This is a genomic window from Fontivita pretiosa, assembly GCF_050410795.1.
Classification (GTDB): Bacteria; Planctomycetota; Phycisphaerae; order Tepidisphaerales; family Tepidisphaeraceae; genus Fontivita; species Fontivita pretiosa.
In genome coordinates, this window is sequence record NZ_CP191258.1 from 4,513,860 (window position 1) to 4,531,124 (window position 17,265).

The window sequence follows — 17,265 nt, forward strand, 5'->3', positions numbered from 1 at the left end:
CACGATGTGCATCTGTGGCACTCGGGCACGTCTGGCGATTGACGGATCATTCACGTTGGCCGCCTGGTCATTCCGATGCAAGGCTCTATGCACCCCTCGCCAATGGAATGCGGAGCAGTGGACCGCGCCGCGCCGGCTGCGGGCGCCAGAAAGGCGCTGGCGCTGCTGCTGGCGATCAATCTGTTTAACTACATCGATCGCTACGTGCTGGCGGCGGTGTTGCCCAAGATCGGGGCGGAAATGCTGGCGGGCGATCCGCGATCCGAAGAGAAGCTGGGGTGGCTGGCCACCGCGTTCCTGCTCAGCTACATGCTGGCCTCGCCGATCTTCGGCTGGCTGGCCGATCGGTTCTCGCGCTGGGCGCTGGTGGGCGCGGGCGTGATCGTGTGGAGCATCGCCAGCGGCGAATCGGGACGCGCCGAACTGTATATCGTCCTGCTGATCACGCGCATGTTCGTGGGGATCGGAGAAGCCGCGTATGGCCCGGCGGCCCCCACGCTCATCGCGGATTTCTATCCCCTGGCGGTTCGCGGACGCGTGATGGCCTGGTTCTACATGGCCATCCCCGTTGGCAGCGCCCTGGGCTACGCGCTGGGCGGGCTGATGGCGCAGTACGGGCACTGGCGATGGGCTTTCTACTCCGTCGTGCCACCGGGAATCCTGTTGGGCATCCTGTGCTTCTTCATGCCCAGGCCGGCATTCCAGACCAGCGGATCATCCCGCGCCACCGGCCGCGCGCGACTGGCCGATTACCTGGCACTGCTTCGCAACCGCTCGTACGTCTACAACTGCCTGGGGATGGCGGCGCTGACGTTCGCCATCGGCGGCATCAGTCACTGGATGCCCACCTACGTCAGCAGCTTCCGCGGCGCAGGTTCCATCGGGCAGGTCAACATGCTCTTCGGCGCCATGACTGTTGTGACCGGCATCGTCGGCACGCTGCTGGGTGGCATCGCCGGCGACTGGCTTCGCACTCGCATCTCCGGCGCCTACTTCGTCGTCTCCGGCGCCGGGTTGCTGATCTGCTTCCCGTTCTTCGTCGCGATGCTCTTTGTGCCATTCCCCTATGCGTGGATCTGCATCTTCATCGCCGAGTTCTTTCTGTTCTTCAACACCGGCCCGAGCAACACGGCGCTGGCCAATGTCACCCACCCGTCGGTCCGCGCCAGTGCCTTTGCGCTGAACATTCTGTTCATCCATGCGCTGGGGGATGCGATCTCCCCGCCGATCATCGGGAGGCTGACCGATCACTTCGACAGGAACATGAACATCGGGTTCGGACTGGTCGGGGCGATGATGGTGATAGGCGGGCTGATCTGGCTGCTGGGCGCCCGCTATCTGGACGCCGACACCGCCCGTGCCGCGGCCGCCGACCCCACCGCCGGGAGCGGTCCCGACGGCGTCGGCTCAAGCCGGCGACCTTGAGCGTCACCGATTCACGGAGCGCGCACAATGCCCAACAGAATCCCCAGGGACCGGTCGAAGAAGGCAAAGCCAGCGGCCGGTGAGGCATCCACCAGAGCCAGGCCCCGCACCGCCGGCAAGCCGAAGCTGCTGTCGGGCGGCAACCCGCAGATCGCCAAAGGCGACGGCGAGGCGCCGGTGCAGGCATACATCGCCGCCATGCCGGGCTGGAAGCGCGAGCTGGGCCGACGTCTCGACCAGATCATTACGCGCACCGTTCCGAACGTGCGCAAGGCGGTGAAATGGAACTCGCCGCTGTACGGCGTCGCCGACCCTCAGGCGGGCTGGTTCCTGGGCATCCATTGCTTCACCAGGTACGTCAAGGTCGCCTTCTTCCGCGGTGCATCGCTTCGCCCCGTCCCGCCTGGCCCGTCCAGGCAGAACGACGTCCGCTATCTCGACATTCGTGAAAACCAGGAGCTGGACGAGGCTCAATTCGCCGACTGGGTCAGACAGGCCAGCCAACTGCCAGGGGCGAGGATGTGATCGGACGGATGCGCGGTTCGGTCTTCGTGACAGGCTACAGCAGTTCGGAGGCGGCGCGCTCGATCTGGTCAAACCGCATTTCGATCAAGAGCTCGCCGTAGCGCGCCAGCGGGCCGCTGGCGAGCTTGCGCCAGGCGAACCAGGGGGATTGCGTGCGCCAGCCGGTAACCTGCGCCCAGATGATGGCGCGTTCGGCACGTACGTACGCAGCGCGGCTCGATGCATCCCAGTGGGGCATCGACCTGGCCAGCCTTGCCAGCCGATCGATGATCAGCTCGGCGTACTTGCGGCCAAGCTCGACCGATGCGCCTTTGGCGATTTTCTCGTCGGCGCCGTAATCGGGATCGGCTTTGATCCGATCCATCGCGACCAGCTCGGGGTGCAGGTACATCATCAGCGACGTCTCGCCGATGCCCGCGTGGTCGCCGTGGTATCCGCCGTCCAGCGCCAGCCAGTACTCGGGCACACCCAGCACGGGGATCTGGAGCCGCTCGGTCATTCGGGCGGCGACCTCGCGCACGACGATCTGCTGGTTGTGCCCGTAGTGGCCGGTGAGCATGAGGATCGCGGCAAAGCCGTGGCGATGGAATTCGCTGCACAGTTTTTCCAGCCAGGGGCGCAGGAGATAGTTTTCCCAGGCCATTTCCGGCTCGATGACGACGGTGGCGGGCTTGTCCAGTCCTCCCATGCCGCCATAGAGCGGCGGATGGACGATTCCCCCGCCGGCGCGGTCGGCGGCGCGGAGGCACAGCGCCTGGGCCTTGAGCGCGTCCAGTCCCAGCGCGTTGTGCAGGCCGTGCCATTCGACCGTGCCCAGGGGCAAGAAGACCGCAGGCAGGGCGTCGAACCGCCGTTGAAACTCGGCCGGGAGCAGGCGCTCCCACTGGCCCGAAGCGTCGGAAGTCTGATTGTTTGCGGGCATTTACGAAACGATGATACCGAAAGGTGTTTTGACAGAGTAGTTAGTGTGCACTGAAGTTACGGTGATTTTCCGCTTTTTCGCCGGATTGCCGGCCAGAAACGATTGGTTTTTGCTAAAATGCCCGCCGGTGCCGCCGCCCGGTTTTGCGGCCGGGTGCTGCTGGCGGCACGGGAGAAATGCTCGTCCGTCATCTTCTTTTGGAGGGTTGCGAAATGCCACGTCGGAACTGGTTCGCATTGGCTGCGCTGGGCGCGTGCTGGCTGGCCGCCGCCCCGGCGCAGGCGCAGAATCTGCTCGCCAATCCGGGGTTTGAGGATCCGGTCACCTACGACGGCCCGCCGTTCGTGGGGTCCTGGGAAGCGTTCAACGCCGGGCCGGGCAGCTCGGCGGCCAACAGCTCGGCACTTCCGCGCAGCGGCGCCCAGCACCTGGCGCTGTCGATCATCGCCACCGACAACAGCTTCGCCGGCGCCTTTCAGGATGTGCCGGGAATGGTGCCCGGCCTGGAGACGATCTTCAGCGGCTATCACATGACCACCACGGATCCGTTCGATGTGGGGGTCGAAATCCGCATCGAGTGGCGCAACTCGGTGAGCAACACCGAAGTTGCCCGCACGCCCAACCTCACTCCGCTGCCGCCCTCGCAGTACGGGCCGTTCAGCCTCGTCGCCACCGTCCCGGCCGGCGCCGACACCGCGCGGGTGGTCTACGCCATCCAGTCGTTCGGCCCGGGGCCGACCAACACCGGCACGGTCTATGTCGATGACGTGTCGTTCGTGATCCCCGAGCCGGCAACGATCGGTCTGCTCGCCCTGGGCGGGTGCGTGCTGGCTGGTCGCCGACGCAGATAAGCCACACGACGAGTGCGTCTGGATCGCAGCGCGGCGGCGTGTGATGTTCATCGCTTGCGATGAGCGTCGCGCGCCGCCGTTTGTGCGCGCAGGTCGAATCAACCGGCAGGATCGTCACGCCGCCGTGCTTGCCAACAGCCAAGCTGACTCGCAACACTTCGCTCGCCCCGCGCGCTGTTCGTCTGGTCGCAGGTTGCTTACTTTCATCGCTGTATCCGCTAACCTGTGCAGTCTGCGTCGTTGATTTCAAAGGGAGTTGCACTTGTCGCAGACGAATCAGCAACAGGCAGGGCATTCATCACCGCCGGCGTTTCACGGCAACATCAGCTTCAACGCCCAGCATTCGCCGATGGGCGCGTTCATGAGCTTCACCTGCGGGCACTTCGGTACGCGCGGGGGGTTCGGATTGCAAATCGGCAAGCCGGGCAACCAGGACCTGTACATCGGCGTGAAGGAAGGCGATCGCCTCAGCGACGCGCCGCTGAAGTGCCTGCCGTTCTATCATGGCGCGCTTCAGGACGACGACGCCGCGACCCAGCGCAGCGCCGCGGCGGATTTCCAGGTCGAGCAGGCCTCCGGCCCGGCCGAACAGAACATCAGGCCCGCGGTCATCCCGTACCGCGCCGACCAGATCAGGCGCCACTACGGCTGGGCCACCGACCGGTGGGTGACGCAGGGCTTGGAGTTCACGATCTACACGCCGTTCGGTGCGATCCCCGATCCTGATCGCGCCAGCCCGGACGAGTTGCGATCGGCCTTGTTCCCGGGCGTGATCGCCCGCCTGGAGATCGACAACAAGCAAGGCACGACCACCAGGACCGGGTTCATCGCGATCCGCTTTCATGATCCCGGGGTGAGGCATCTTCAGCTCGGCCAGGAGGAGTCGCGATACGTCGGATTTGCATTGCGCGATCAGTTGGGCGTGGCGGGGTGGCTGAATACGGATGGAGGCATGGATGAGGGCCAGCGCGGCGCCAGCCGCCGCGAGCGGCGCGCATTCCTGTTCTGTCGATGGACGCCGGACGAGGGTTTGCGTGAACCTGTGCCGCACCTGCTGGGCACATGTCCGGGAATCGGCTTCGAGGTGCCGCCCGGATCATGCGGCAGCCTGTTTCTCGCCTTCGGGTGCTACCTTGCCGGCACCGTCACCACGCGCCTCCAGGGTCGCTACCTGTACACGCGCTGCTTCGGCTCGCTCGAGGACGTGCTCAATCACGGTCTGAGCAACGCGTATCACGATCTGCGGCACCAAGCCGAACGGTTGGACCAGAAGCTTTTGAACAGCGGCCTTTCGCCCGATCAGCAGTTCCTCATTGCCCACGCGACGCGCAGCTATTACGGCAGCACGCAGTTGCTGGAGGTCGGCGGCCAGCCGTTCTGGGTCGTCAACGAGGGCGAGTACTGCATGATGAACACGCTGGACCTGGCGGTGGATCACGTCTTCTGGGAACTGAAGCACAACCCGTGGGTCGTGCGCAACCTGCTTGACAACTTCGTGCGCTACTACAGCTATCACGATCAGGTGAAGCGCTACGATCGTGTCACGGGCGTCCCGCCCGTGCCGGATGCTCCCGAAAACCGCAACCCTGATCCTTCGACAGACCCGCAATCTCAGCACGAGCGCGACGCCCGTGACTCGGCCGAAGCGTTTTCCCTGGCCCCCGGAGGGATCAGCTTCTGTCACGACATGGGCGTACACAACAATTTCTCGCCCTTCGGGCACAGCAGCTACGAGCTGCCGAACCTCAAGGGATGCTTCAGCTACATGACGCAGGAACAGCTCTGCAACTGGATCCTGACAGCGGCGTGCTACGTGGCCAGGACCGGCGACCGGCAATGGGCGCAGAAGAACCGCCCGATCATTCTTGCCTGCCTGCGCAGCATGCAGGCCCGTCGTGGAAAGGATCCGGGAGACTGGATGCGCTACGACTCGTCGCGTTGCCAGTCGGGCAGCGAAATCACGACGTACGATTCGCTGGATGAGTCACTGGGCCAGGCGCGGGACAATCTTTACATCGCCGTGAAGCGATGGGCCGCGTATGCCGGGCTGCGGCTGTTGTCCTGCATGGGGGCGGATGACGATCGACTCATTGCCGACGAAGCTGGCCGGGAGCTGGAGCATCTGCCGCGCATCCTGAAGGATCTGGCCGGAGAAGACCCTGTGTTGCCTGCCGTGCTGGACCCGAGAAGCCCGGGATATCGCTCGCGGATTCTCCCGGCCGCCGAGCCGCTGGTCTATCTGCTCTACTGGAGTTCGTGCGAACCTGCCCGTGAGGCATTCGGCGGCGCAGCGACTGCGGCCAATCTGGGAATCGAGCAAACGCGGTCGCTTGTTGATGTGCTCAAGCAGCACACGCTGGCGATCTTGAATGATCCTCAGCGCCGCAACCTTTTTCCCGATGGCGGGATCAGGCTATCGTCAACCTCCAACAACTCCTGGATGAGCAAGATCGCCATCTTTCAGCACGTGGCACGCGAGGTGTTTCACCTGGACGATGATCCGAAAACCCGGGAGCTTTTCGCACGAGCCGACGCCGCACACGTGAAGTGGCAGACCGAAGGCGAAAGCGCCTACTGGGCCTGCTCCGACCAGATGGTCAACGGAGTCGCCAAGGCCAGCCGCTACTACCCCAGAATCATCACGACTGCACTGTGGCTGAATGATTAGCAACAGAGCCTGGAGCAGCAGCGCCTGGGCGACCCATGAATCACCAGGAATCACCAACCAATGGGCCACCACTGCTCACTCGGGCCTGCTCATCGGTGTTTCGCGCGTCAGTGGAACCTGGTCCCGAGTCGTTTGCACCTGCTGGCTGGCTGGGCGGATATTCTCCAGCAGTCTGGCCATCGCCTCATTCACCCGATCGCCGGCCAGCTCGAACAGGTCGTTGTGGTCCGTGGGCAGGTCGAGCCTGGTGACCGTGGCGTTGACGGCGGCTTTGGCCAGGCGATCGGACATGTCGTGCGGGACGATCCGATCGTCGATGCCGTGGATGATGAGAATGGGGATGGCCAGGCTGCGGATCTTCTGCTCGTTGCGGAAGTGGTGTTTGAGCAGGCGGGAGGTGGGCAGGAAGGGAACGGTCCGGGCGGCCATGTCATCCAGGCTGGTGTAGGCGGCGAGCAGGACCAGCGCCGCGACGGGCCGGCGGGTGGCAAGCTCCACCGCCGGGCCGCTGCCCAGCGACAGACCCACCGGCACGATCTTTGTCCTGTCGATGTCGCCCCGGGTCAGAAGATAGTCATAGGCCGCGTCGGCGGCGGCGTAGAAGCTCTGCTCGCCCGGCTTGCCGCTGGACATGCCGTATCCTGGATACTCCACCTCCAGCACGTTGGCTCCCAGCTTCCGCCAGTCGCGCGTGATTCCGATCGCATCGGCCAGACACATCGCGTTGCCGTAGAAGAAAATCAGGGTCGGACGCGAAGAAGCGTCGGGGCGGATCGACAGCCCGGTGGGCACAAGTGCCGGGCCGAAGTGCACGACGATCCGGTCGCCCAGCGACGTCGTCAGCGTGATCAGCTCGCTGTCGCGCGACGCGGTCACCATCGCGTGTTTCTGACCCTGAGTGGCATGGCCGGGGAAGATCAGCCAGTCCTGCAAGAGCGCTATCACGATCAACACTCCCAGATAGATCAGGACGACCGAGCGAAGCAGCCGCAGCGCCCGCCGCCTCCAGGGGCGCGGCCCGGAGTGCGCGGCGTCGGCGCACGGGGCATCCGACTGCGCTGGGGCAGCCGGGCGCGCGTCGGCGGGTCCGGCTTGAAGCGGCGGCGGGTCCACCATCGAGATTGTCCGATGCTCATCAGACCATTGCAATCATGAGTCTATGCGAATTCGGCCGTGCCCGAACGCGGAGCTTGACTCGCCGTGCGGCGGCCTCGACCATGACGCGGGTGCTGCTTCTGGCTCTTTTATTGAGTATGCAGGTGGCGACTGCGTCCGCGCCCACGGCGCCGCAGACCTCACAACCCGGTTCGGAGCTGCGCGTGTTTTTGCTGACGCTGGGGCCGGGCGACGCGGCGTGGGAAAAGTTCGGGCACAACGCCCTGATGATCCGCGATGAATCCGCCGGCACGGACGTGGCCTACAACTGGGGGATCTTCCAGTTCGACAACTGGTTCTTCGTCAACTTCATCCGGGGCAAGCTGTGGTACTGGATGGAGGGCGAAGATGCCGCGAGGATGATCCAGTGGTATGTTCAGGCTCAGGACCGCTCGGTGTGGTTGCAGGAATTGAATCTCTCCCCGGCTCAACGCCTGGCGCTGCGGGATTTTTGCCAGTGGAACGCACGGCCGGAAAACCGGCGATACAAGTACGACTACTACATCGACAACTGCTCGACGCGGGTACGCGACGCGCTGGATCGCGTGCTGGACGGACAGATCAGACGCGCCGCGCAGCAGATCCCTTCGCCGATTACCTATCGCTCCGAGACCCGCCGGCTGATGGCCGATGATCCGATTCTGTACACCGCGGTCTACTTCATCCTGGGGCAGCGAATTGATCGGAAGCTCACCGCCTGGGACGAGATGTTCATTCCCATGCGGATGAAGGATCGCTTCAACGAGCTGAGAGTTCTCGATGAACAGGGAAACGAGCGGCCGCTGGTCAAGCGCGAGATGCTGTTGCATACGAGCCGGCGGAGTCCGCCCCGGCAAGACCCGCCGAACTGGATCGGGTGGTTCATGCTCGTCGGAACCGCCTGGGGGGGCGTCATGATCGCTTGCAGTCTGGCGGTCGCGAGATGGTCGGGGGCGAGGCCGCAGGCGGGGCGGCGGCGAGGTGCGTGGGCGAAGTGGGGCCTTGGCGCTTCCGCCGGCCTGTGGTCGTTTCTGTGCGGTTTCGCCGGTTGCTTCCTGCTCTATGGGTGGTTTCTGACGGATCACACCTGGACGCGAGACAACGAGAATCTGCTCCAGCTCAATCCGCTGCTGCTGCCGCTGGTGGTGCTGGTGCCGATGCAGTTGCGCGGCCGCGGTCACGCGGGCAGGGCGGCAGTGGCGCTGGCGGCGGCGGCATTGACTGGCTCGCTGGTTGGGATGATGCTTCAGGCTTTGCCGATGATGAACCAGGTCAACGGGGAGATAATCGCGCTGGCGTTGCCGGCGAACGCGGGCCTGGCCGCGGCGCTGTTGATCCTCAGGAAGCACTCAGGCATCAACGTCGGCGAAACGACCACAGAGCTTACGGGCGCAGGAAGCATCAGGAGAACGAAAGGGACATCGTCATGAGCATGATGCAATCGAGGGTTGGTGTGGCCGCGATTGCGCTGATCGTTTGCATGTTGAGTATCTGGGCGGGGTGTGGACCGAAGCAGCCCAGGGTCAAGAAGGTGACCGACCTGCCGAAGCGCCCGCCCGCACCGCCGCCGGTGGCCAATGTGCCGATCGATCCGGCGTTGAGGTCGTCGGCGAAGGAGGCGGTTCTGGCGGCGTTCCGCAGCAACGACCCGCGGCTGCGGACCAATGCGGTGGAGGCGATCGAACAGACCTTCGCCCGCGCCGAAGCGCGGACGCTGATCATCGAGGCGTTGAGAGACTCGAACCTGAACGTGCGATGGGCCGCGGCGCTGGCGGCGGGGCGGCTGCGGTTGACCGACCTGCACGACGAGCTGTGGACCATGGCGCAGCAGGATCCCAGCCCCCGACCGCGCATCGGAGCACGCTTCGCGCTGCACAAGCTCGGTGACGTGAGGCTCTCGCACGATTTGGAAAAGACAGCGGTCGATCCTGACCGGCGGGTTCGGGAGGATACCGCATTCGTCCTGGGGCTGCTGGGAGAGAAAAGCGCCCTGAAGATCCTGCCGCGGATGCTCAACGACAGCGATGCGGGCGTGCGCATCGCCGCCGCCGAAGCCATGTGGAAGCTCGGCGACGAGCGAGGGCTGGAGGCACTGGTGGCCGGCATTGTCAGCAAGTTCGCCGACGATCAGATGATCGCGCTTCAGGGGATCGTGGGTCCGCGGGATCAGCGGGTGCGGGATTATGTTTACGGGAAGCTGACGGATGAATACGACGAAGTGGCCCTGGTGGCGGCCAGGGCGATGGGGGAGTTGGGATTCGATGACGGGTACGCGGTGGCCATGAAGTATCTGAACAGCCGTGATCCCCGTCAGCGCGAGCTGGCGGCGGTGGCGCTGGGCAGGATCGGGCGATCCGATGCTCAGCCGCTGCTGAGCCCTCTGCTGCAAGACGAGCAGCCGCGGGTTCGGCTGGCGGCGGCGACGGCTCTGCTGCAATTGAAGGAGTCGTCGGCGACGGCGTCGTCGGGCGGACGGTGAAACAGGTTCTAAGTCCGACAATATGCAGGGGTTTGCGGCTGTTTGATCATGGGGAAAAACTTGACAGCTACACCCCCTGCATTAGGATGGGCCGGCGCACCGTTGGGACCAGAACATCCAAGGCGTCGAAGTCGAGGGCATCCAAGGAGCCTCCCCCGTGAGTCCACTTACGAAGCTGTTCGTCGTGCTGCTGGTTGTGCTGTCGCTGCTGCTGACCGCCGGCGTGGTGGTGTTCGTCAACCAGGTTGATGACTACAAGCGAGCCGAAGAGCAGGCCCGGGCGCTGCTCACCGCCGAGCAGGCCAAGGCCGAGGCGATGCGCAACGAAGCCGAGGCCGCCCGCGCCAGCGCCGCCAGCACCGTCCGCGAGATCACCGACCAGCTCGAAAAGATGAAGCAGCAGATGAACCAGCTTCAGCAGCAGGCGATCGCCAAGGACGCCGAGCTGGCGCAGGCGCGCAGCCAGGCGGCACTCCAGGCGGCGGACCTGACTCGGCTGGCCGAAGGACTGAAGGCCTCGGAGGACACCAAGAGTCGCCTTCAGGACCAGCTCAACGAAACCCGCGCCAGCAACGACACGCTGCTGGCGCAGAACGCGCAGCTCAATCAGACCGTTACCGACCTGACCAACCGGCTGGAGGTCACTGAACGCGAGCGCAAGTTCCTGGCCGAGCAACTGGCCGAGGCGAAGAACCAGATGGAGCGCCAGGCGGCGATCCTGCGTGATATGGGCGTTTCGCCAGCGCAGCTTGCCTCGGCGCAGGGGATCAAGGCCGGCGCGCCCCCCATCAACGGCGTGATCCGTGCCGTGCGTCCAATCGCGGGAATCCCGTATGCGACGATCTCCGTCGGCAGCGCCGATGGCGTGCAGAAAGGGATGGAGTTCAAGGTCGTCGAGCGCGGCGGGAACTTCCTGGGCATCCTTACCGTTGATTCCGTCGAGTTGAACGAGGCCACCGGCAAGCTCAGCGGCGAACCAGGCAAGCTGGCGCTGATCAAGCCGGGCGTGGAAGTCAAAACGCAGTTGTAAGCGATTGTCGATCTGAAAATCGGAAGTGTCGGGTTCCAAATCCGCGATTCAGGATCGGCAATCCGAAGTCCGCAATCCGAAATCCGAAGGAATCCGCAATCTCCCAGGAGCAGTCATGAGCCGTATGCCGACAGGCGACATGGTTCCGGTTCCGCCAAGCAACAACATCTACACGGTCTTGGCGGCGTTGGGCACGGTGGTGGTGGCCATCGGGTTGATCGTGTTGTTTGTGCGTGCCAACGCCTTGGGAGTGGAGTTGCTGAAGTTCTAGGCCGCGCTGCGGCTGGCAGCTCCGAGACTGAAACACCGACTCGCCGCGCCCCAGGTCACTCGGGCGCGGCGAGTCGTTTAATTCGCGCTTCCATTCGGCTCAGCGAAAGCACTTTGCCGTTCAGTGAAAGCACTTTGCCGTCGCCGATTGGACGTGGCAAGGGTATGCTGTTTTGGCGACCATGGCGACGCTGGAGACGATGGCGAGCGCGTTCCGGTTTCTGGACCTGTGGGACTACGGGCCGGTCGCGGACGGGGAACTGGAACTCGTCGAGCCTTCGGAGCGATGGGTGGAGGCGTTGCTGGCGGCGGTGCGTCACCCGGATTCATCGGCGGATCCTTCCACCGGGTCGCTGACACGCTCGCGTGTGCTGGAATATCTGCTGGCCAACCCACGGGGTCGGCACCCGGGCGACCCGCAGAAGGGATACGTGCCGAGTTATCATTTCTGGATGCGACTGCGCGCAGTGAAGGCAACGGAACTGAACGGCGCGCCGTTGCCGCGATGGGGCCAGGCCCAGCCGCCGATCGAAATCGCCGGGGGGATCACTCTTCGGGTGGGCAACACGCCGGACATTCAGATGTACGTCGGGCACATCGGTTACGGGGTCTACCCTCCGGCCCGTGGTCATCACTACGCCGAGCGGGCCTGCCGATTAATCTTCCCGCTGGCGCGGGCACACGGTCTGAGGCGGCTGTGGATCACGACCAATCCGGACAACTGGCCATCGCGGCGAACCTGCGAGCGGCTGGGCTGTCGGCTGGCGGAGATCGTGCCGCTGCCGCATGACCATCCGCTGTATCAGAAGGGCGAGAAGTTCAAGTGTCGGTACTGGTTGGACTTGTGATCCTTGCCGCGGCCGTGAATCTGCACGCAGGGTCTGGACAACGCACATCGGGGTTGGCAAGTATTCTATAATATGTCCAAACTACGATCCAAGTCGCGGGCGTTTACCCTCGTCGAAGTACTGGTCGTCATTGGCATCATCGCGGTGCTGATCGGGCTGCTGTTGCCGGCCATGGGTAGAGCCAGGGAGTCGGCCAAGACCGTCAAGTGTGCTGCTCAGCTTCGCTCGATCGGGCAGGCGTTGTTCTCATATGCGGCGGTGAATCGAGGCTCGCTGCCGACGTGGTCGGGTTGGCACGTGGCTGGAGGCGACGGCACGGGCGAGGATGCGCCCGGCCCGGCGTGGACCGAGCAGCTCGCCCCGTTCCTGACCGATCCAACCAACCCGGTCTACAACTGTCCGAGTTTTCCTGAAGAATACCGCATCAACTATTTCCTCACCGCGCGTTATTCCTTCGCCACCGGAAGGCACAACCTGAAGTTCAGCGAAATCCGGCTGGCCTCCAGCTACGTGCTCAGCGGCGACTGCACGCAGGCGTCGCTGTATCCCCGCAGCTTCGGCACCGTGGATCGCCAGCACGACGATGCGGACAAGGACGATGCAACGCAACAGGGCGTCGTGTTCGCGTCAGAGCCGGGCGGGCTGAACATGCACCGTGGCGGGAACAACGTGCTGTTCGCCGACGGACATGTCTCGTTGATGCGCCGCTTTGAGCCGTCGGTCATGACGTATCACCCGCGAAAGATGGAGGCGTGGGCGTCGGTCACCCCCTGATCCGCTTCCGGGCGCCCGCCGCCGACGTGGCCTTTTCGGCCATCCCGTTTGATTGCCGGCAGGCGCGAAGATCGCGCCCGATCGAAGTCCTGCTGATACAATCCGCATACTGTGCCCGAGCGCATCATCCAGATTAACCGGGAGCCTGGGCTTTGGCCGCCGAGTTGGCCCATGGGGCTGACAATGCTGCGGCTGCTGCTGTTGCCGGCGTTTCTGTACATCTTGTTGGGCGGGGCCAGGGCGGTGGAAGGGCCGGGCAGCTCAGACCATCACCGCTGGTGGGCTGTGGGCATCTTCGGGGTCATGGCCATCACTGACAAGCTCGACGGCTACCTGGCGCGCAAGCTCAAGCAGACCAGCAAGCTGGGGATGATGCTCGATCCGGTCGCCGACAAGCTGCTGATCGTCAGCTCGGTCATGCTGCTGAGCCTGGATTGGGTGGCGCCCGAGGGACACGTGATCCCCTGGCCGGTGGTGGCGATTGTGTACGGTAAGGACGCCATCGTGGTCATTGGCGCGATGCTTCTGCTGTCACTGATCGGAACGGTAAGCATTACCCCCAGGCCGCTGGGAAAGCTGGCCACCTTCCTACAATTGAGCATGGTGATCGCCGTGCTGCTGGCGCCGGATTTGGATCGGCTGCACCCGGCGTTGGCCTGGTGGGTCACCCGAGTGCTGTGGCTGGCGGTGGCTGTGGTCACCGCGGCCTCGGGAATTGATTACCTGATCCAGGGCTGCCGGCAGTTTGCGGCGACGAAATCGCAAAGAAAGGAACTGGCAGCGCAGGTGAACGCGGGCGACCGTTGAGCCATCGAATGGCTCACGACTGTCTGTTTCTCGCCGCTTGACTCTGCGTTTCCATCACGACTATGCCGTTTTGCACAATTCCAGAAGCGATCGAGGAACTGAAAGCGGGCCGAATGATCGTGCTGGTGGATGACGAAGATCGCGAAAACGAAGGCGATCTGGTCATTGCGGCCGAGAAGGTCACGCCCGAGGCGATCAACTTCATGCTCACGCACGCGCGCGGGGTGCTGTGTCTGTCGCTGACCGGAGAGCGCTGCGACCGCCTTCAGCTTCATCCACAGGTCGATGTGAACACGACGCAACTCGGAACCGCTTTCACGGTCACGATTGATGCCCACAAGCGGTTCGGGATCACCACCGGCGTCAGCGCCCGCGACCGCGCCACGACGATTCAGGTGGCCATTGCCGAAGACGCTCAGCCGCAGGATCTGGTGCGTCCGGGTCACATCAACCCGCTGCGGGCGCGGGATGGCGGGGTGCTGGTCCGCGCCGGACAGACTGAAGGATCGGTGGACCTGGCGCGGCTGGCAGGACTGAAACCGGCGGCGGTGATCTGCGAGATCATGCGCGAGGACGGCGAAATGGCGCGACGCCCGGAACTGGAAGTCTTCTGCCAGAAGCATGGCCTGAAGATGTGCACCATCGCCGACCTGATCAGCTATCGGCTCAAACGCGAGCAGTTCGTCAAACGCATCGAGACCATCACCCTGCCCACCCGCTGGGGCCTGTTCAAGCTGATCGCCTACCAGAGCGTGGTCGATTCCCAGCCACATCTGGCCTTGTGCAAGGGGGGGGTCGGAGACCTGGACGAATCGGGCCGGCCGATTCCTCACGAAGAGCCGGTGCTGGTCCGCGTTCATAGCGAGTGCCTGACTGGCGATGTGTTCGGCTCGGGCAAGTGCGATTGCGGCGAACAACTGGCCACGGCCATGCAGATGATCGAACGCGCCGGAAAAGGGGTTTTGGTTTACCTGCGACAGGAAGGCCGAGGCGTTGGTCTGGCCAACAAGCTTCATGCCTACGCGCTTCAGGAAAGAGGCCTGGACACCGTGGAGGCCAACCAGCGGCTCGGTCTGCCTGTGGATAAACGTGACTACGGCATTGGCAGCCAGATCCTGCGAGACTTGGGGCTGAAGAACATCCGGATCATGACCAACAACCCCAAGAAGATCTACGGCATCGAGGGTTACGGGCTGCATGTGGTCGAGGAAGTGCCCATTCGCATTGAGCCAAACGAGTACAACCGCGGGTATCTGGCCACCAAGAAGACCAAGCTCGGCCACAAGCTGTAGCGGCCGACCCCATTGGCACTCCGGAGGACTCGATCGCAACGTCGGAATTGTCACAGGGTTGGTGCCAGTCACCGCCATGCGGATCACCGCTTGCGGACCGTGTGGCGGCGGGGAGCCAAACAGCGGCGGCGAAGCTGACTTGCCCTGTCCGATTCCGACGGGTAGCTTGGTCCGCTCCCGCGGTCAGACAAGACGCGGGCGGATCAGGCAGGTGTGATGGATCGGGACAAAGCTCTTCCCCCGGCGCTGGCGCTGCTCAGCAGCCAGCGCCCCCGCAACGTCGGTTGGCTTCAGGCGGCGGGATTGTTGTTCGGCGACTGGGGCACCAGCAGGCTCTACGTGCTGGGGCTGGCCTTCCTGGTCGCCGGACGCTCCAGCTTCTGGCTCATCGGCGCCATGAGCCTGCTGATCCTGGCCGTCGGCTGGGCTTATACCCAGATCTGCCGCATCTACCCCGATGGCGGGGGGGTCTACACCGCCGGACGCAAACGCCACCCCATGCTCGGCGTGGTCGGCGCTCTGCTGCTCTTCGCCGACTACACCATCACCGCCAGCCTCAGCGCCGTCGAAGCCTTCCACTACTTCGGTTTGGGCCGCCGTGACGTGGCCCATGTCACCGAAGTCGAGCCCGGCGATCACATCCTTCGCATTCGCGACGACTCCCAGGGTGAGCGCCTGCCCCTGCTGGACTGGCGAAGCCCCGGACTCTGGGCTTTTGTCTCCATCCTGCTCATCGGCGCGTTCAACCTGCTGGGCCCCAGGCACACCTCCGGCTACGCCATCTTCGCGGCGGTGGGAATGATCCTGATCACCCTGCTGATTGTGGGGTTCGCGCTGCCACAGATCGACTGGCAGAACGTCCGCTGGGGCCGCATCTCCCATCCCCCGGCCGACCTGTGGTATGGCTTTGTCTACATCGTGCTGGCGCTGTCCGGTGTCGAAGCCATCGCCAATCTCACCGGCGTGATGCAGAAGCCGGTCTACCTCACCGCACGCAAGAGCATCTGGCTGGTCGCCACGGAGGTGGCGCTGTTCAACCTGCTGCTGGCGATCGCGATGATCGCCCTGGCGCCGCCACGCGAGGCCCACACCGAAGACATGCTGGCGTTCATGGCCAGCCAGTACGTGGGGTCCTGGGGAGAATGGGCGGTGCGAATTCTGGGCGGCCTGCTGCTGCTCAGCGCCACCAACACCGCGGTCAACGGGCTGATGAGCATCGTGTACGTGATGAGCCGCGACGGAGAGTTGCCGCGGTTCTTCCAGAAGCTCAACGGCTTTGGCGCCCCGTGGGTTGCCGCCCTGGTGGCCGCCGCCGTGCCAGCCACCGTGTTGCTGGTCTTCCACGACCTGAAGACCCTGGCTTCGCTGTACGCCATCGGCGTGGTCGGCGCCGTGGCCATCAACTGCTCGATCACCGCGTTTCATCCCCGCCTGCGGAAGCTGTGGCGCAAGGCCGCCATGGTCGCACTGGGGCTGCTGCTGATCGGCATCTGGATCACGCTGGCGCTCACCAAGCCACACGCGCTGGCGTTCGTGTCGATCGTGCTGGCGGCGGGATTGAGTCTGCGGCAGCTCACCCGCATCGCCGCCAAACGCCGGCCCAAGCCCAGCCTGCTTCGCCAGGCCATTCTCGCGCAGCTTCCTCCGGATGCGATGTCGCGCCCGAAGGTGCTGCTGGCCACCGCCGGCTCGGACGAGCTGGCCGACGCGGCGCTGGAGATCGCCGCCGCCGAGGGCGCCGCTCTGGTGGTTGCTTTCATCCGGCAGGTTGCCCTGTCATACAAGGTTGAAGCCGAGTCGCGATTGACGCTGGATACCGACCCGGCGGCGCAGGCGCTGTTTACCCAGTTCCTGGAGCGCGGACACAAGTACGGCGTGCCGATCATTCCGGTTTATGACACGGGTCCCGACGCCGCCGAGCTGATCGCCGAGCACGCCGCCATGAACGGCGTGAAGAAGGTGCTGATCGGTTCCAGCCGTCGGGGCGCGATTCACAAGATCATCAAGGGTAGTTTTCAGCGAAAGCTGGAGAGCCTGCTGCCGCCGGACATCCCCGTACAGGTGATCGACGCTCGTCCGCCCGCCACATCCGCGTCTACCGAGTGATGACGCATGATCGAGCACGTGCAATGGCCAGAATCTCGCCACATCCGCGTCTACCGAGTGATGACGCGTCGGGCGGGGCGGTCCCGGCTGTCAGAAACATGCTTCAAACTTCAAAAAGCGAACAATTTCGTTGA

General features: G+C 64.2%; 16 protein-coding genes. 13 read left to right on the forward strand and 3 right to left on the reverse strand.

Going from position 1 to position 17,265, the window contains the following annotated elements; all coding sequences use genetic code 11:
• The first annotated feature begins 87 nt into the window (after positions 1 to 87).
• Entirely contained in the window at positions 88 to 1,425 is a 1,338-nt protein-coding gene (locus tag ACQS5P_RS18240; protein ID WP_428938049.1) for a spinster family MFS transporter, read from the forward strand.
• Positions 1,426 to 1,452: 27 nt separating this feature from the next.
• Positions 1,453 to 1,950, forward strand: coding sequence for a DUF1801 domain-containing protein (locus ACQS5P_RS18245; RefSeq protein WP_428938050.1), 498 nt, complete (start codon positions 1,453 to 1,455; stop codon positions 1,948 to 1,950).
• Positions 1,951 to 1,984: 34 nt separating this feature from the next.
• Here the strand turns inward: ACQS5P_RS18245 and ACQS5P_RS18250 are convergent, their stop codons facing one another.
• Together ACQS5P_RS18250 and ACQS5P_RS18255 are read right to left on the reverse strand one after the other, a co-directional pair.
• The gene (locus ACQS5P_RS18250) at positions 1,985 to 2,872 is read right to left on the reverse strand and encodes a creatininase family protein (protein ID WP_428938051.1); all 888 of its coding nucleotides are present in this window, start codon (positions 2,870 to 2,872) and stop codon (positions 1,985 to 1,987) included.
• Positions 2,873 to 3,091: a hypothetical protein gene (locus ACQS5P_RS18255; protein WP_428938052.1), complete on the reverse strand. Its 219-nt coding sequence runs from the start codon at positions 3,089 to 3,091 to the stop codon at positions 2,873 to 2,875. It abuts the gene before it with no gap.
• Here ACQS5P_RS18255 and ACQS5P_RS18260 point away from each other — a divergent pair.
• Positions 3,085 to 3,723 carry a PEP-CTERM sorting domain-containing protein gene (locus ACQS5P_RS18260; RefSeq protein ID WP_428938053.1) on the forward strand — a complete coding sequence of 213 codons (639 nt, stop codon included), beginning with the start codon at positions 3,085 to 3,087 and terminating at the stop codon, positions 3,721 to 3,723. The two genes, ACQS5P_RS18255 and ACQS5P_RS18260, sit on opposite strands and share 7 nt — an antisense overlap.
• Before the next feature lie 262 nt (positions 3,724 to 3,985).
• The gene (locus ACQS5P_RS18265) at positions 3,986 to 6,391 is read left to right on the forward strand and encodes a glycoside hydrolase family 52 protein (RefSeq protein WP_428938054.1); all 2,406 of its coding nucleotides are present in this window, start codon (positions 3,986 to 3,988) and stop codon (positions 6,389 to 6,391) included.
• A gap of 75 nt (positions 6,392 to 6,466) precedes the next feature.
• Here ACQS5P_RS18265 and ACQS5P_RS18270 read toward each other — a convergent pair whose 3' ends face one another.
• Complete coding sequence (locus ACQS5P_RS18270; RefSeq protein WP_428938055.1) at positions 6,467 to 7,507, reverse strand: alpha/beta hydrolase; 1,041 nt, start codon at positions 7,505 to 7,507, stop codon at positions 6,467 to 6,469.
• 143 nt (positions 7,508 to 7,650) lie between these two features.
• Between ACQS5P_RS18270 and ACQS5P_RS18275 the strand changes: the two genes are divergently transcribed.
• The 9 genes from ACQS5P_RS18275 (at position 7,651) to ACQS5P_RS18315 (ending at position 17,131) form a co-directional block, all read left to right on the forward strand.
• A complete protein-coding gene (locus ACQS5P_RS18275; protein ID WP_428938056.1) occupies positions 7,651 to 8,955 on the forward strand; it encodes a DUF4105 domain-containing protein in 1,305 nt (434 codons plus the stop codon).
• Positions 8,952 to 10,004 (forward strand): HEAT repeat domain-containing protein, encoded by a 1,053-nt coding sequence (locus tag ACQS5P_RS18280; RefSeq protein WP_428938057.1) that lies wholly within the window; start codon positions 8,952 to 8,954, stop codon positions 10,002 to 10,004. The genes ACQS5P_RS18275 and ACQS5P_RS18280 overlap by 4 nt, the downstream gene beginning before the upstream one ends.
• Positions 10,005 to 10,161: 157 nt before the next feature.
• Positions 10,162 to 11,034, forward strand: a complete 873-nt coding sequence (locus ACQS5P_RS18285; RefSeq protein WP_428938058.1) for a hypothetical protein — start codon at positions 10,162 to 10,164, stop codon at positions 11,032 to 11,034.
• Between the two features lie 115 nt (positions 11,035 to 11,149).
• Positions 11,150 to 11,305 carry a hypothetical protein gene (locus ACQS5P_RS18290; protein WP_428938059.1) on the forward strand — a complete coding sequence of 52 codons (156 nt, stop codon included), beginning with the start codon at positions 11,150 to 11,152 and terminating at the stop codon, positions 11,303 to 11,305.
• Positions 11,306 to 11,486: 181 nt separating this feature from the next.
• Positions 11,487 to 12,152 carry a GNAT family N-acetyltransferase gene (locus ACQS5P_RS18295; protein ID WP_428938060.1) on the forward strand — a complete coding sequence of 222 codons (666 nt, stop codon included), beginning with the start codon at positions 11,487 to 11,489 and terminating at the stop codon, positions 12,150 to 12,152.
• Positions 12,153 to 12,224: 72 nt separating this feature from the next.
• A complete protein-coding gene (locus ACQS5P_RS18300; protein ID WP_428938061.1) occupies positions 12,225 to 12,926 on the forward strand; it encodes a prepilin-type N-terminal cleavage/methylation domain-containing protein in 702 nt (233 codons plus the stop codon).
• Positions 12,927 to 13,097: 171 nt separating this feature from the next.
• Complete coding sequence (locus tag ACQS5P_RS18305) at positions 13,098 to 13,733, forward strand: CDP-alcohol phosphatidyltransferase family protein (protein WP_428938062.1); 636 nt, start codon at positions 13,098 to 13,100, stop codon at positions 13,731 to 13,733.
• A gap of 62 nt (positions 13,734 to 13,795) precedes the next feature.
• Positions 13,796 to 15,025 carry a bifunctional 3,4-dihydroxy-2-butanone-4-phosphate synthase/GTP cyclohydrolase II gene (locus tag ACQS5P_RS18310; RefSeq protein WP_428938063.1) on the forward strand — a complete coding sequence of 410 codons (1,230 nt, stop codon included), beginning with the start codon at positions 13,796 to 13,798 and terminating at the stop codon, positions 15,023 to 15,025.
• Positions 15,026 to 15,241: 216 nt separating this feature from the next.
• On the forward strand, positions 15,242 to 17,131 hold the full coding sequence (locus ACQS5P_RS18315; protein WP_428938064.1) for an amino acid permease: 1,890 nt from the start codon (positions 15,242 to 15,244) through the stop codon (positions 17,129 to 17,131).
• Positions 17,132 to 17,265 lie beyond the last annotated feature (134 nt).